Here is a 16417-nt window from a genome sequence, read left to right as displayed (position 1 = left end):
GACGACCGATTTAGGACAACCAATTCATGATGACGATGCGCTTTATTTGTAATTGTAGTCAACCACCACACCATCAATTAGCATTTGCTTGTTTTTAACTTGTAGTTTTTTCCCCACGGGAACACAAACCAATACCACGGATTGCTGTGCAGGAATCAACACTTTAGCGCCCTTAGCTAAATTACGCGCGATAAAGCGTTGCGCCACGGCATCATAAACATCAGTTTTTCCTTTAGCGCCCTTTGGCACCTTAAACAAAATGGCTTTAGCCGATTGATAAGGATTATAGAACAAATAAGTTGGATAAGCTTTTTGGCGATAAAAATCAGTAGCCAGCAAGTCTAGCCCAAGTATTCCTTTAACCTCAGTCTCCTTCACAATACCTCCAAAAATACCAGCATGTGCACTACCATATACGCTGAACTGCGAAACTTCAGGATTTTTACCTGGCACCCATTTCGGTCCATCGCCCTGCGCTACCGGTGCTTTTAAAGTTTGATACAGCGTATCGAAAGTAGAGGCTTTGGCAAAGCCTTCGTAAGCAATTACCCCTTTTGTTACACCTGCAAGTGCGGGTATGGTTTGATGCGCTGTTGGCATATACTGCGGATAAAATAACCGGGAAGCATTAACGGCATTCAACATCCATTTGCCTATTGCATTGGCATATTCCGTTTTATAACGAACCATGGGCACCAATGGCCATGCGGCATCAAATGTGTTCATTAAAAAAGCATAACCGCCATGATCAACGGTGCTGCCAACTGTTCCAGAAATGTCGTAGCCATTCCAGTTGCCCACTAAAAAGCCCCAGCCTTCGCGACAAACAGCAGTCCCATCAAAAGTCCAGTCCAGCATTTTCCCCGTATCAAAAGTAGTCCCCTGCTCTGCGTTTATCCTTGCCGCCAAATAGGCACCAAAAGGCATCAACAACTCATAGGTAGGGTTAATTTTCTGGCTCTCTAATGCTTTCATCGCACTGATTGCCCCCTTTAAATAGCGTGGATCACCAAACTTTTTATAGGCCGAATACAATACATAGGCGTGTCCGGCCGCAGCATCAGGTTGCGCACAAATCTGGTTAGTCATCGGCTTCATTTGTCCATAATCGAAATAGGAGTAATTGTAATTGCCATTTAAGATAGAATCCGCTTTATAAAATTTCTCGGCTATACTTCTGGCCATCCGCTCAAACTCGGGCTCTGCCGAGTACTTATCATAGATGGCATAAAACAACACATTTGGATATACATCATACCACCAGTCCCTACCATAACCACCACCCAGCAGGGCCACTTCTGGCGCGGTATTGTTCATCATAATATCCCAACCGTTATCCTTATTGAAGTAGTTTTTGAGCATCCCGACATAGTTGAATGCTTGTTTACTTTTATCCAATCCAACCAGTGTAGCGCCCAAAACGGAGCCCATATTGGCCAGCGACTCATGGAACATTCCTTTGTTGTTTTGTGGTCCTTGCCTTACATCGCCAACCGCGGTATACATACCCAATGTCGGTTCGTTAAAATTCTTACCTGTGCTATCCATCCAAACCATTGGCCAGTATTCGCCTTTGGCCTTAAAATCATATATGGTACGGTCAAAATCAAGCGCCATCGCTTTCCAGTCGATGATTTGTAAGGGCTTAGGCAAATCTGCCATCGCAGCCACACGGCCAATAGGAACTTGTTTAACCTGAGCATAGCAAAGCGCAACAATAAATAAGGAAAGGAATGTAAGTCGTACGGTCAGTTTAAATCTCATCATTATGGTGTTCAAAATATATCAAAAATAACTTCAGGTATTGTAGGTTGTTACACGACCGAATGGCTAGGGTTAACCACACTGGCCATACTTTTTTCTTCAAGTTCTAATTCTTCGTTCATAATTTTCCCTTGTTTAAGGATTCCCTTGGCTACCCAATATGAGCTTAACTGCAATACAGCTACAATAATGATGGCATAACGCAGGGCGATTTCATTGGAGAAAAAATAGGCGAGCAGTAAAAATGTTCCGGCACCGGTTAAGCGACCGATGTATAAACCTGCTTCATGATTTAGGATGTAGGCAAACTCGCTTCTTTTCTCCTTTTTAGTCAAAATATCGATTACGCTAAACTGGATAGGGAAATAAGCAAGGTCTAGCAGTGGTTTGGCCAGCAACAGGAACAGCATAAATAAAATCACTCCCATTTCATTGAACAAAATTCCATTGATCAGGGCTGCAATGGTAAATAACACCAATCCAGTTCCAAACACATAAATTCTATGCTCTGGTCTGGTATTACGACCAATGATATACATCAGTATGGCGGCAAATATAGCCCCTACAGATTGAGCTGTCCCCAATGCACCTTCTTTCCCTAACAGCAACATGATCAGCATTGCCGGTGCAGTAACCAGGAAGCCTTGTACCAAGCCCTTTAATACCGCCAGGAACATTAACCTGTACCAATAAGGATCAAACTTAAAGTAGATAAACTTCTTGTTGAGCGGATTGCTGAACTTGCCGGTAAAGCACATAATAGAGGCTCCAATGGTTACGACCAATACGATACCGGTCACAATTTTATAAGCCAATTTCGCGTCACCAGTTCCTGCAAAACTCTCTATAAACCAGCCAATCATCACCGGAATGACTACGGCAATAATGGTATAAAAAAAGGTTTCTAGTCCATAGTAGTAATTACGATTGCTGTCGTTGGTGGTGGCCAGAGCCAGAAAATCCCTATTAGCCCAGTAAAACCCGAAGGACATCCCCATCACAATACCAGCAATCGCAATTCCGGTAATATCCAGCGTGGTTAGGGACATCATGATGATCATAGAAATCCCACTCAGCACCATCCCCAAAGAATACAGCACCTTAATTGGAAAGCGGTTTAGCAGCCAGCCATTGATTAAGAAAGTTAATGGGATTCCGGTGTAAATAGTTAATTGATAAACCACCACCTTCACCGGATCGTTGGAACTACGCATCACATAGGCCGCCACAAAAATATCAATCACCGGCAACACAATGCTATAGATCAGATTGGTTAGGGTGAGCACTTTGAAATTGTGCGACTGCGCTTTAAAATGCGCTATTTCTGTTTTTAATTTACTAATCATGAGGGATAGGTTAGGGAGGTCAGAATTTCAGCAATTGAAAATTTAGCAGCACATACAAACTCATCCGCAGCCCCATAATAAATGGTCAGTTCATCACCATTAACCACGTGACCATTGGTAAAGACTACCTGACCAAAGAAACCGGTTAACTCGTAATCTGCGGTGGGCACCATAATGGGTTCTCCGGATCTGGCGAGTACAATAGAAGGATCGTTAAGGTCTAGTAAAAAAGCACCCAGACAGTACCTGTGGGCTTTGTTTGCGCCATGGTAAATCTCGAGCCAACCCTTTTCTGTTTTGATGGGCGCAGCCCCCGCGCCTACCCTTGCACTGTCCCAGCTGTCCTTTCGGGTGGTAATGATGCATTTGTGCTTACCCCAATGGATGCCATCGGGAGATTCGGCAATCCAAATGTAATTACCCCCAATATCAACGCTACTTGGACGGTGCAGGGCGTAAAATTTGCCGTTTACCTTTTCTTCGAAAATGGCGCAATCTTTATTGTGCGGCGGAATGATCATCCCCTCTGACTCAAAGCTCTTCCAATCTTTTGTTTTACGTAAACCCACCCCAACGCCTTGTTCTGAAACGGCGGTATAGGTAAGGTAATAGGTTCCATCCAGCAGGGCTACGCGGCAATCTTCGACTCCGAAGGCTTCCTGGCCGGTTTGGCCTTGCAATAAGGGATAACCTTTCGGCTCATAAAAGCTGATCCCATCATCGCTGCAAAGCAGTCGCAAATGAGATAGCGTGGTTAAATAGTCTACGCCTTTATAATTAATTACCCTCGGATCGCTGGCATTCAGTTCAGGATCACTAGCTGATATTTCTATAATTTCAATGCCATCTCCTTTCAATACCGGAAAGGAGATGATCCCTTCTTGCTGCGCGGGTCTTTCGGCCACACGCACCAGCAACCAGGTTTTTCCTTGAAAGGTAAAAACCCCAGGATTTAACAGGCAGACAATTTCTAATCCTGCTCTGCTCGGTTTCAGGTCCTTTGGTGAGAGTAAAGGATTTTGTATAAATCTTTGCGCTTGATCTTTCATAAGTAAGAAGGGTATTAATAACCTGGATTTGGCGTTAAAGTTCCGGCAGAGGCATCAATTTCATTCTGAGGAATTGGATACAAATAATGTTTATCCAAAAAGTTCTTCCCCTGTGCCGTTAAGACTGCCTTTGCTATTTTCCATCTCTTCAAATCCAGCAACCTTTGAGATTCAAATCCAAGTTCTACTCTTCTTTCCGAAATTAGCCAGCCTTTTATCACCTCCTTATTTGTAGATGCAGGGCGATCAGGCAAAGTCCCCGCCGGTGGGGTAGTCCCGGTAGCGGTAACTGTAGTTCTAGCTCTTGCCCTAATTCTATTGATTAAGGCAATGGCTTCCGGATAACTTGCTTTTTCATTGTACGCTTCAGCTTTCCAAAGCAATACATCGGCAAAACGGATATATACTTTATTGGTTGGCGCATCATCATTCCCCTTATTTCCCCCGTTTAGCGTGCCCAGCATTTTATTTACATTTTGATTGGGAACATCCACGGTATAGAGTTTCCTGGGATCATTCGGTTCAAAAGCATTCAGGAAGTCGGTGCTTGGTGCAAAAAATCCCCAGCCTAGCGGTGCACAGATTCCATTTCCATTTCTTGGGTTCTGATCACTGATATGATCATAAGAAAAAATCACTTCATCATCCGTAAACTCTTTAGCCGTGCTAAAGCTGTCAAAGTAATTGGCATTTAGATTATAGAAATGCAATCCCTCCAATTCTGTCACCAGCGTAATTACATCATCCCACTTTTCTGTATACAGTGCGGATTTTGCTTGCAATGCGATCACTGCACCTTTAGACACTCTCCACTTTTGAGTAGCAGAGCTGAACTTAGTATTTGGCAACATGGCCTTTGCAAGCACCAAATCGGACTTAATTCTATCCCAAACTACTGTTTTATTTGCTCTCACAGCCACTTTAAAGGCCTCCTGAAAACTTTTAACCGTCTCCGTAATTAATGGTACATCACCAAAATTAGTCACCAGCGAAAAATAATAATAAGACCTTAAGAAATAGGCTTCGGCCAACAACTGATTTTTTCTGGCTGTCGTAATTCCCGTAATTGCCTCAATATCTGTTTTAGTAAGCAAGCCAATAGCGATATTTAATCTTTTAATTCCTTCATAATCATACTTCCATAAGCCATTTGGGCCGCCATTGCTAGATGTAAAAGTGAAGTTATTGATATCGTCCATCCATGGCTGATCACCATCGGGATTCCATTTTTTTTCCATGTCATCAGAAGCGATATCCTGCATGATATAATCATTCTGAAAAACCAATCCACCATTCCAATCCCATTCCGCTAATAAATTGAGTCGGTTTGAAAGCAGCAGATAAGAAGAATTGACAGAATTCTCTACCGTATTTAACGTAGGTGTAGAATTTGCCTTTTCTAATGTTGTTAAGCCAATAGCTTCTGTGGTAAGTGTTTTTTTACAGCCGGCTAAAGTAGCGAGAGCAAACAGCACACCTATTATTGATAAATTTTTCATAACAAATATTTTTAAGATGGTGTTTAAAGTTTAATTTTTAACCCAAGAATGAATGCCTTAGACTGCGGATAAGTACCTTTATCAATCAAGGATGTTGATTCAGGATCAAGCCCTGTATAATCCGTAACAGTAAGCAGATTCTGCCCTGAAGCAAAAACACGTAAGTTTTTCAACTTTATTTTTGCAACATTAAAAGTATACCCAACTTCAATATTTTTCAGTCTTAAATAAGAAGCATCCTCTACAAAAACACTCGAAACCTCACTTCCGCCATTGCCACTTGATGTTACCCGAGGGGTAGTATTACTCGTACCCTCACCATGCCAGCTATCCAATACGGAAACCATTGAATTAAAAGGGCGAGTATCATAATTTAAAATCTGTTTTAAGTCATTGTAGGTATCGACATCATTAACCCCCTGAAATAAAAACGAGAAATCAAATCTTTGATAGGATGCGGAAAATGCCAGGCCATAAGTGAGGTTAGGAATAGGACTACCAACAAAGGCTCTGTCGTCATCATTAACCTGGCCATCATTATTGAGATCCTTAAACCTAATATCACCAGGTAACCTCCCATTAACGTTCGTAAATAAATGACTGCTTACTTCTGCTGCATTTTGATAAATACCGTCGAAAACTCTACCATAATAGGAATTGATTGGCTGTCCCACTTCAGTTTTAGTATGCGTTTTACCGTCTGAAATATTCTTTACAAACTCATAGAGCTTGTCTACTCTATTGGTTAATGTTGCAAAATTGGCATTTACATTATACTTAAATTTATGGTCATTGTTCTGAAAGTTCAATCCAAATTCAAAGCCTTTATTGCTCACCTCACCAGCATTAACATAAGTCCTGTCGATTATCCCTACAGCAACCGCAGGTAGTTCTACCGTTAATAGAATATCCGTCGTTTTTTTAATAAAGTAATCCGCCGAAAAAGACAATTTATTTTTCAAAAGCCCCATATCTAATCCAATATTAGTTTGGGTAGTTGTTTCCCATTTGATATCAGGATTACCATATCTCACTACATTTACAACACCACCTGCTTCTGAAACAATGTTTTCATAGGCATTATTTGGAATTTCCTGGTTACCTAGTTTACCCCAACTTCCTCGCAGTTTTAAGTTACTCATCCAATCTACATCCTTCATAAATGCTTCATTGGAAATTAACCAACCTGCAGAAACAGAAGGAAAGTATCCCCATTTATTATTCGGACCAAAACGCGATGACCCGTCAGCCCTAAATGTTGCCGAAGCATAATACCTGTTATCATAACCATAGGTAGCTGAACCAAAGAAAGACACCAGATTAAAGCTACTTGCGCTTCCCGCACTACGCGCATTGGTTAAACTACCATAATCAAGGTACTGGAACTCCGGACTTGCATTGTCGAAATTTTGCCTGCTCCCACCTATTCCTGAAGATTTATTGCTAATATTTTCGGTACCTAACAGTAGGTTAAGCGTATGTTTTTCATTTAACGTTTTTAAATAATTTAAGGTATTTGTAAAAGTAAAAGCCATCACCTCGCCTCTGTTTTCATCCAGATTATTGGGCCTATTGTTACGCCCCATGCCCGGATAAAGCTCATTAGGATCGTTGTCATTGTCGTCGCCAAAATTCTTAGCAAAGTTCTTATTGTGTGAGAAACTGATATCAACCCCAACATTCGATCTGAATTTCAGCGATTTATCACTTAAGAAATTATATTCAGCGTATATATTTCCGAAGGTTTGAAAGGTTTTCCGCTTATCATTTGTAAAGTGAACAATGGCAATCGGGTTTGAGCTAAACTCAAAGTTTTGATCCCAACCGCCTGGACCAATATTATTTTTATAAAAAGGCAGGTCTGTAAATGGATCATCAGCCGACCATGTTGGATCAGATGGATTTTTATACACACCTAAAACAGGTGGCCTGATTAAGGCATGACGAATGATTCCCGGGACATCTCCACTAGATGACAGTTTATCCTGTTTCGTATAAGCCAGCTGCACATTCGCTCCAACTTTAAAACGATCAGTTACATCAGCATTAATATTTGTCCTGAAATTAAATCGTTCGTACTTATCGTGATTTTCAACAACAATACCGTCTTGATTAAAGTAACCAGTTGAGATTAAATATTGTACTTTTTCTGAACCGCCATCAACAGAAAGCTGAAGACTTTTAGAATGGCCAGTCTCAAACAGTTCGTCCAGCCAATCTGTGTTAGCCAGATCTGTTCTACTCCTTGCTAGCTCATATGGACTAACAGCCGTAGGAGAATTCCCTCCATTGTGCCAGGCTCTGTCTTTAACCGTCAAATATTGATCGGTATTTAACAGCTTGGGCAAATTGGTTGCCCGATAAAACCCTGAGAAATATTCGGCATTGACATTCGATTGGCCTTTTTGACCGCTATTTGTGGTAATGATAACGACACCACTGGCTGCTCTCGAACCATAAATTGCACTGGCAGCAGCATCTTTCAGCACGGTCATGGATTTAATATCAGCTGGGTTCAAAAAGGAGATGTCTCGAGTAGGTGCACCATCCACAATGTATAACGCCTCATTATTCCCAAGTGTTCCCTCTCCCCTGATCCGGACCTTTATCCCATCACCTGGCGCACCAGTATTGGCAGCAACGAATACACCCGCAACCTGACCCTGAAGGGCTTGAGCTACATCTGCAACACGGGTTTTTGCTAAATCATTCATATCAACGGTAGCGACAGCTCCCGAGATGGAAGCCTTACGTTGTGAGGTATATCCAACTACAATCACTTCATTTAAATCAGAACTGCTGGGTTTCATCCCCGTATTGACAATCGCGTTTCCCGTATAAGCTATGGTTACCGGCGTATAACCTACATAATTAAACACCAATGACTTCCCGCCTGCATCCAAAAGGACAATAGTATAATTACCATTTGCGTCAGTAGCGGTCTTGTTCTGTGTATTGAGTTGCTGAACAACAACCCCAGGGAAAGGCTGATTATTTTCATCAGTAACCTTTCCACTTAATTTTTGCTGGGCAAAGGCGGTAAAGCCTGATAGTACTATGGCTAGTACCACACCCAGAGAGAAGAGTAGATTTCTTTTCATCTGTAATTATATTTGGTTAGAACAAATTTAGACGGGGCCCGTCCAGAAGTAGTGCACTATAGTTACATTTTAGTTCACTATAATTACAAAGAGCTGGTATTTTCCTCATATTGCTGCTGCCGATACTCATTTGGTGCGCAATGGTAAATCTTTTTAAACTCCCTGAAAAAGTACGATTTGTTATTAAAACCCGTACGGTAAAAAATCTCAGAAACGGTATATTGGGAAGCGATCAGCATATCTGCCGCATGCTTTAACCGTATCCTTTTGATAAACTCTGCAGGAGTCATTCCAGCCAGCGATTTTAACCGCCTATACAATTGCATCTTACTAATCGACAATGCACCTTCTATCGTGGCCGAATTCAGCTCTGGCTCATCCAAATTACGCTCGATCACCTTTAACAGGCTTTCTAAGAATTTTTTATCTGTATCTGCAATATCCGCATCCATAAACTGAGTGGTAATATGCTGATCCTTGATCAGGCTTTGCATTCGGTTTCGGTAATCTAGTAGTTTACGAATTCTGACAAGCAGGTAATTAATCTGAAAAGGCTTAGGGATATAGGCGTCAGCACCCAATTCATAACCCTCCGCTTTATTGTCCTCAGAACCTCTTGCCGATAGAATCACAAAAGGAATCTGTGCCCATGCAGGCGTTTGTTTGGCTACCCGACACAGCTCTAACCCATTCATATCGGGCATCATCACATCGCTGATGATCAAATCAGGCAATGATTTTTGTAAAAATGCCTGTGCTTCCAGTCCTGTACCAGCCTCGTAAATCACATATTGGTCTTTCAATACATTTTTAATCAAGTACCGCAGCTCCGGTTCGTCTTCCACCAATAAGATACTGGGCTTATCCGATCGCTGTAGATCATCAATCAGGCTATTTTTATTTTCTGACTCGGCAGTACGCATTTCTGGCTGCTCGTAAACCTGTACCAATGATTCGTACAAGGTCGAAGGCGCAGAAGTAATCACCTTTGCATCCTGATCCTCAGCGGTTGCCAACTGTACTTTTACCCTAAAATCTATCCAGTCATCTTGCAACGTTGCTTTAATATCCGCCCCCATTAGGGTAACCAGCTCTTTGGTAAAGGCCAAACCTATACCGGTGCTAAACTTTTCCGTTTGCTGCTCATTGCTGACATAGAACTTATTGAAGATCTGCTCTAGATGCTCCGGTTTCAAGGTACATCCAGAATTGGAAACACTGACCTCCAGAATACTGAAAGCAGGGTTGAAGACTACATTGAACTTAATTGTTTCAACAGGACCAGCGTGTTTAAAGGCATTAGACAACAAGTTAAACTGAATCTTTTCAAACTTATCCTTATCTATAAAACCCGCAATCCCCTCCTGAATCGTCCTAATGTATTTTTGATTGTTTTTTTCACTTGCCGGGACAAATAGTTCTGAAAGACTATCCAACATCTTGCTGATGTCTACATAATCATCATTCTTTTTTAGGTAGCCCGCCTCGGCCTTCCTAAACTCCAGCAATTGCTGCACCAGATAGGTTAACCGGGCAGTGTGCTGATGAACGATAGAAATGAAATAGTTGTTCTCTTTATTTTTAAGGAGTTCGGACTTCTTATTCTGTAAAAAGTGCTCCACAGAGCCCATGATCATCGTTAATGGGGTCTGGATTTCATGAGCGATATTGGTGAAGAAATTTAAACGTTGCTGATGCTCCTCTTCATCCTTTTCCCTCAACAGATGCTCCATCTGCAATTGATATTTCATCTGCAGCTTGTTTTTCCGATACACGTGAAAAGCATAACCCGAAGCTCCGAGCACCAGGATATAGGCCAATAAAGCCGGATAGGTTAACCAAAAGTATTGCTCGACATGCAGTTTAAATACGCTTATGCCCTCAGTCCAAACTCCTTCGCCATTACTCCATCGTACCTGAAGCGTATAATTGCCCGGTGGCACATTGTTGTATATGATTGTACCAACAGCCCCTGAATAGCTCCATGTTTTATCCAGCCCCACTAGCCTATAAGCAAGCTCATTCTTGGCTTCATTCAAATAGCTCATCGGCTTTAAACTCAACTGGAAGAAATTGCTTTTACGGGCTAAAGTGTACTCGGGAATAATAGACCGGTTAGTTTTTAGCACCTGCAATCTATTCTCATCCAGATTTTTGCCACCCATCTGGATGCCTGAAATCAATAAATTGGGTTGCAATTTATTCCCAGTAATCCGTTCAGGAACGAAGTAATTAAAACCGTATATCCCCCCAAAAAAGAGTAATCCTTTTGACGATTTCCAAACTGCCCCATCACTAAACTCATTACTTTGTAAGCCATCACTCTCCCTAAAGTTGGCCACGGCATCATTATCGGGGTTTAACCGGGCCAGGCCTCTATTTGTACTGACCCAAATGCTACCCGAATTGGCCCCTTCAATGGCATGTATGGTATTGTTTGGCAGTCCCTCGTTCATCGTAAACTGCTTAAATTTAGGCTTATCCTTTAGAGACTCCTCATAGCTTAGCATATTTAAACCATAGCTGGTACCTATCCACAGTCTTTTCTTCCTATCCTTATATAGCGACAGCACATCATTATTAGAGAGGCCATTTGACGAGGAAGTTGCTTTAAAGGTTTTAAACCTGCCTGTTTGCTTGTTCAATACACTTAATCCGCCATATCGGCAAGCAATCCAAAGATTCCCATCATCGCCATTGCTCAAAGCATAAATAATATCATTGGCAGGGCCGTTCTCTGTCCCTGAAAGATATTGTCGGAAGGACGTTACACTCAAAACACCTTGCCTGTTTTTGGCCAATTTTAAGTGGATCAGACCACTCCCACTTGTCCCAAGCCACAATGAACTATCCTTATCCTGCAAAATAGCATATACCGACCCGAAAGCTGGCAATTCGGCCGAGCCCGCGACATCCGACCAAGTCATGCTACGCTTGGCAGCTAAATCATAAATACCTATCCCTCGCCCATCCGTACCAATATAGACATAAGGATCAGTGCCCTTTTTTAGGGCATAAACGGAGTTATTCTCCAATCCATTGCTTGCATTTAAGCCTTCTTTTGATGGCTGTAGGTAGAACCGAGCCAGGAAATCTTTTAAGATCACAATTCCCTTGCCTTTGGTACCTACCCATAAATTCCCATCTACCTCAGCAAAAGCACGCACAGGCTTATTCAAATCATTAAAGTTGCTTTTATTGACAAGCCCAAAATAGTTGATCTTTGGGTAAATCTTAATCAATCCATTCCCATCTGTCCCAATCCACAATACACCGTCTTTTGCCGATTCAATCGTTGTTACCCTAGTACTGGCCAATTGCTTTACCTCTTCCAGCATCAGCGCAGCGGGTTTAAATTCATGATCGAATACGCCGATCCCTTGGCCCTCCCAACCTACAATGTAATTAGATTGGTAATATTGAATAGATTTAATGCCGCCCAGATTGTTGCTTACTTTTTTAGGAACAAACTGAGTCTCATCTACAGTCCACAAATCTCCCCCCTCGACAGTATAAAAAACCCGGTTATTTGCCAGAAAGAAATTACTAATCGGCTTTTGCTGCTTTATCTTTTTGATCAGACTTAATCCTGCCGGATTTGTTTTGCAGGCCATCAAGATTCCATCATTTTGAAGAAACCACATCAATCCAGCGTCACTACTTTCCATTTTAATAAGCCGTTTATTCCCTGCCGGAGAAGGAATGCGCTTAAATTGATTTAACTGTGCATCAAACCTGCTTAAGCCATAGATTTTACTGTAACAAAAAACGGTTCCATCTTTAGCCACCACCAATTCATATTCTTTTTCGGCAATACTTCTTTTTGTCGCCTGATTATAAAAATACTGATAAAACTTCCCAGTAATCTTCTCAAAACGGGTTATCCCACCAATGGTACTGATCCATATATTGGCACTTTTGTCTTCCTTAATATCCTGGATTACATTGTTCCCAATACTACCCGCTGGATTTTCACTGTTGTAATTAAAAACTCTAAAATCCGTACCATCGTACATATTCAATCCATCCCAGGTACCTACCCACAACAGCTGGTCCTTATCCTGAAAGACTACATTTACGGCACTATTTGACAAACCATTACGATTATCAAACTGCTGAAAATAAAACTGTAAAGGTTCCTTTCTCTCAAAGGCGTGGACGAATTGAGTCGTAAGAAGTAAAAGAATCGTGAAATAAAGCTTGCAAAAGTATTTCATCAATCGTATATGGGAAGGAGGGTTATCTCTTCCAATATACGATTAAATTGCAAAGATTAATCGAAACTATTGCTTAGCCTGTTCAAGCAAGATATCAATCTGTACAGCCAACTTATGCTCCAGCTCTGCGCCTTCAAAACCAATAGTACGGAATTGCATTTTCCCTTGATGATCTATCACTGCAATTGTGGGAATAAGCGCAAAGCCAACTTTATCTCCTATATCAGGGTCATTGTTAAAATACAATGGAAAAGTATACTGTGGGTTCTTAGCCTCCCAGCCAATAGCATCCTTTATGGTATTTTTCGCCCCACTATTTACAACCATAAACATCAATTGGGAGTTGTTTTTATACTTGTCGTACACTTTCTGCAGATAGGGCATTTCCTGCATGCAGGGCACACACCAGGTGGCCCAGAAATCAAGGACCACGATTTTACCTTGCATCATTTCTTTGGTAACCGGCTTGCCTTTAAGATCGGTTAAACCAGTTAGCTCCGGCCCAGGCTTGTTCATCAACTGCTTTTTCAGGGCTGCCTTGAGTTGTGCTAGCTTTAATTCTTCCAGCTTCTTGAGTTTCGCATTGAATTCGATTTCAGAAGGATTAAACTTTAGAAAATTCGTTTTCGCTGATCTGATTGCGGCAGTATCTGAAGGATCTCCCAGCAGCACTTTCCATGTCGCCTCAAATGCTTTTTCAAGGTTACCGGCTAGTTCATAAAGCAGCGCTATGTTCATCAGGCTTTCTTTATTTGCGCCATTGCCTTCGGCTTTAGCCGCAAGCTTCATCGCTTCGTCTTTATTTCCCAGGTAAAACTTATTCAGGGCGACGATGGCATTAAGGCTTGATTTTGCTTCAGCAATAGTCTTGGTCCGCACACTATCCGCCACAAAAGGTAAAATATGACCGTACTCGGGAAAATACCTGATGACACCTATCGGCCATTGATCAGCAACCTTCAAAGATGCTTCGGCATAAGCAAGTGCAGTATCGGCGGCGAGTCTTTGCGCAGTCAATTTTTCAGCAATTGTTTTTAGTTTCTGAGGTGTATAGGGCTCTGGTGCACCCATGCTTTTACGAGCATGATAAACGGCTTTCGTCTCATCTTTAAGCTTGACATAATGCTCAAAAAGGATCCGGTGGATTTCTGTCGAATTTTCACCTGCTTCCTTATCTTTTTTTAGTAATGCTTCGAGCTGGGCTACTTTTTTAGTTTCATCCTTTTCTTTGGAAATAGCGGAGATCAGATAGTCTTTTGCCAGGTCTGATTCGGGGAAACGTTTTGAAACCACCTTACGGATAGAGTCCAGCCTGTAATTTTCTCCAATAATCAGATAGCCCATGGTCACTTTGTTAAGGTTACCTCCGAAGGTGGGATTTTCCTCGAACTTTGCAGCGATGATCTTTCTGGCCTCCAGGCGATGCTTCATCTTTTCCTCTGGCGTTTTTGCCAGGGTCATCAGTACGCTTTGCTCACGTACTTTGGCTTCGTAATTATTGGGATAGTTGGTCAGTTCTTTTTTTAGCAGTGCCAGTTGCAAAGCAGGCAATTTCGGAGATTTGGACATCTGAACCCCAAGGCTATAGGATTCATGTAAAAACCCATCTCTTACCCGCTTATTACCATTATATACGGCAATAGAATAGTGCCGATCGGCCGCAGGCTTATCGATGATTTCACCGCTCTGCAGATAAAAGGAAGCAAAGGTACCGTAGCGCTGTAAAACAAAAGACGCGATCCATTTGTCGCCCTGTTTGGTCATTGGTAACTTCCAGGGCTGATCGTAAAATGTAGAATAAGTAAAGTTGATGAGGATGCTGCTGGCATCTTTGCCGATTGCAGCACCCGCGATTCCAGGATGATAAGTGATGGTCACCTTTTCTCCTCGTTGTGGCTTTTCGGGGGTAATTTGTACCGCCTGTGCTTGTACTTGCAAAATTGCAAGTACAAGGAGGCAGCTCATGAGCATGTGTTTTAACATAAGGATGCGAATTAGTTATAGCCCGGATTTGGGACCAAACTGTTATTACTGTTTAAAGCGGAAGATGGGATCGGGAAAAGAATGGCAGTTGATTTCCATGCTGTTTTCGTCAGACTCAATACGTCATCTGCTCTGGTTTTAGTCGGATCGCCAGTAACGCTTTTCCAACGCTTTAAATCAAACCAGCGGTGCCCCCACTCGGTAAACAACTCCAGCCTTCTTTCATTTTCTACCTGTGCCATGGCGACAGCCAGATCTGCTGTTACTGGTAACAGATTTAAGCCGGCTCTCTGACGTATCACATCTAAATCGTCCTTCATTCCAGAGAAATTTAGCTGCTGCGCACGGGCTTCTGCGCGGATCAGAAAGGCTTCAGCAAACCTAAGTACCATGGAATATTCAGTGGGTGCATTAATAGTCCCCACCCTCACTTTGTACTTAAACGGGTAGTAATGGATCACCGGCGGAACGGCTGTTGTTGTATATTCGCCAACCCAATTTGTTTTCCTCAGGTCAGTAGTTCCGAATGCTTCAATTAAGCTGCCAGCTCCTTTATTCAGTCGATAAAATGGTGCACCAGTAGATAATAGTGTATTGCCTTCCCAGGTATTTCTTCCGATACTGGTATTAATAGCCTGCAGTTGCCATACCGTTTCAGCGCTGTTTTTCAGAAAAACCTTGGTCATGTGTGCCGCATTATTGGGATCAGGATGATTAAGTATGGCATAGCCGCTGGTACCGATAACCTCAGCTGCTTCCTGCTCCGCAAGCGGATAGTTTCCGTTGTATAGATAAGTCCTGGCAAGCAACAGCGTTGCTGCTGTTTTATTTGGGCGTATGCGCTCCTTATTTCCCGGATAAGCAAGAACCAACACTTTTTTGGCTTCAGTCAAATCCTTAATGATGGAAGCGTATACTTCAGCCTTTGGTGTTCTCGGCAGATTCGTATTTTTAAGCACATCAGAATCCAGGATCAATGGCACATCACCGAAAAAGTTTACAAGATAAAAATGGCAAAAGGCCCGTACAAACAAGGCTTCACCAAGCAATTGATTTTTAACTTCGGGTGTGAGTGTGGTAGATGCGGATACACCTTCTATAGCCAGGTTTGCACGATAAATGAAACTGTAGGGTTGATCCCACATGATTTTGACGTACTGATTTCCTGCCGTAAGTGAATTGTTCTTAAATTCATCAAAAGGTGCTGATGCAGAAGCATAGGTAAACTCATCGGCAGCCATGGCACACATAAAGGTAGTGACTACATTAGCAAACTGATAGTTGAATCCGTTCATATCACTGTAAATTCCCGTTAGCACAGCTGTAGCAGATGCATCATTTACAAAGACTAGTTTACTGATCAGTTGATCTTTTGGATCCTCGATATCTACATATTTTTTACAGGAAACCAGTGTGCTTAAAATCACAACACACAGAATAGAATATAATGTTTTCATA

At 42.0% G+C, this 16417-nt stretch carries 8 protein-coding genes; all 8 read right to left on the bottom strand.

Translation table 11 applies throughout. The features are described 5' to 3' along the window. Positions 1–42 precede the first annotated feature (42 nt). Positions 43–1767, bottom strand: a complete 1725-nt coding sequence (locus FBD94_RS22270; RefSeq protein ID WP_235884598.1) for a hypothetical protein — start codon at positions 1765–1767, stop codon at positions 43–45. A 47-nt stretch (positions 1768–1814) separates the two neighbouring features. After that, positions 1815–3110 (bottom strand): MFS transporter, encoded by a 1296-nt coding sequence (locus tag FBD94_RS22265; RefSeq protein ID WP_136881841.1) that lies wholly within the window; start codon positions 3108–3110, stop codon positions 1815–1817. Beyond that, positions 3107–4159, bottom strand: coding sequence for a glycoside hydrolase family 130 protein (locus FBD94_RS22260; RefSeq protein ID WP_136881840.1), 1053 nt, complete (start codon positions 4157–4159; stop codon positions 3107–3109). Before FBD94_RS22260 ends, FBD94_RS22265 begins: the two co-directional genes overlap by 4 nt. A gap of 14 nt (positions 4160–4173) precedes the next feature. Continuing rightward, positions 4174–5658 carry a RagB/SusD family nutrient uptake outer membrane protein gene (locus tag FBD94_RS22255; RefSeq protein WP_136881839.1) on the bottom strand — a complete coding sequence of 495 codons (1485 nt, stop codon included), beginning with the start codon at positions 5656–5658 and terminating at the stop codon, positions 4174–4176. 23 nt (positions 5659–5681) lie between these two features. Beyond that, positions 5682–8759: a SusC/RagA family TonB-linked outer membrane protein gene (locus tag FBD94_RS22250; RefSeq protein ID WP_136881838.1), complete on the bottom strand. Its 3078-nt coding sequence runs from the start codon at positions 8757–8759 to the stop codon at positions 5682–5684. Positions 8760–8842: 83 nt separating this feature from the next. Continuing rightward, positions 8843–12853 (bottom strand): hybrid sensor histidine kinase/response regulator transcription factor, encoded by a 4011-nt coding sequence (locus FBD94_RS22245; protein WP_235884597.1) that lies wholly within the window; start codon positions 12851–12853, stop codon positions 8843–8845. Positions 12854–13042: 189 nt separating this feature from the next. Further along, positions 13043–14941, bottom strand: a complete 1899-nt coding sequence (locus tag FBD94_RS22240; protein WP_235884596.1) for a TlpA family protein disulfide reductase — start codon at positions 14939–14941, stop codon at positions 13043–13045. Between the two features lie 29 nt (positions 14942–14970). After that, positions 14971–16416 carry a RagB/SusD family nutrient uptake outer membrane protein gene (locus FBD94_RS22235; protein ID WP_136881835.1) on the bottom strand — a complete coding sequence of 482 codons (1446 nt, stop codon included), beginning with the start codon at positions 16414–16416 and terminating at the stop codon, positions 14971–14973. Position 16417 lies beyond the last annotated feature (1 nt).

Origin of the sequence: Pedobacter hiemivivus (assembly GCF_005144565.1) — a bacterium.
In the GTDB taxonomy this organism is placed as follows: Bacteria; Bacteroidota; Bacteroidia; order Sphingobacteriales; family Sphingobacteriaceae; genus Pedobacter; species Pedobacter hiemivivus.
This window is presented reverse-complemented; position numbering and strand designations above follow the sequence as displayed.

Coding starts and splice junctions, on each gene's coding strand:
- FBD94_RS22250 (WP_136881838.1), bottom strand. CDS start 8,759: ATGAAAAGAAATCTACTCTTCTCTCTGGGTGTGGTACTAGCCATAGTA.
- FBD94_RS22255 (WP_136881839.1), bottom strand. CDS start 5,658: ATGAAAAATTTATCAATAATAGGTGTGCTGTTTGCTCTCGCTACTTTA.
- FBD94_RS22260 (WP_136881840.1), bottom strand. CDS start 4,159: ATGAAAGATCAAGCGCAAAGATTTATACAAAATCCTTTACTCTCACCA.
- FBD94_RS22270 (WP_235884598.1), bottom strand. CDS start 1,767: ATGATGAGATTTAAACTGACCGTACGACTTACATTCCTTTCCTTATTT.
- FBD94_RS22235 (WP_136881835.1), bottom strand. CDS start 16,416: ATGAAAACATTATATTCTATTCTGTGTGTTGTGATTTTAAGCACACTG.
- FBD94_RS22265 (WP_136881841.1), bottom strand. CDS start 3,110: ATGATTAGTAAATTAAAAACAGAAATAGCGCATTTTAAAGCGCAGTCG.
- FBD94_RS22240 (WP_235884596.1), bottom strand. CDS start 14,941: ATGAGCTGCCTCCTTGTACTTGCAATTTTGCAAGTACAAGCACAGGCG.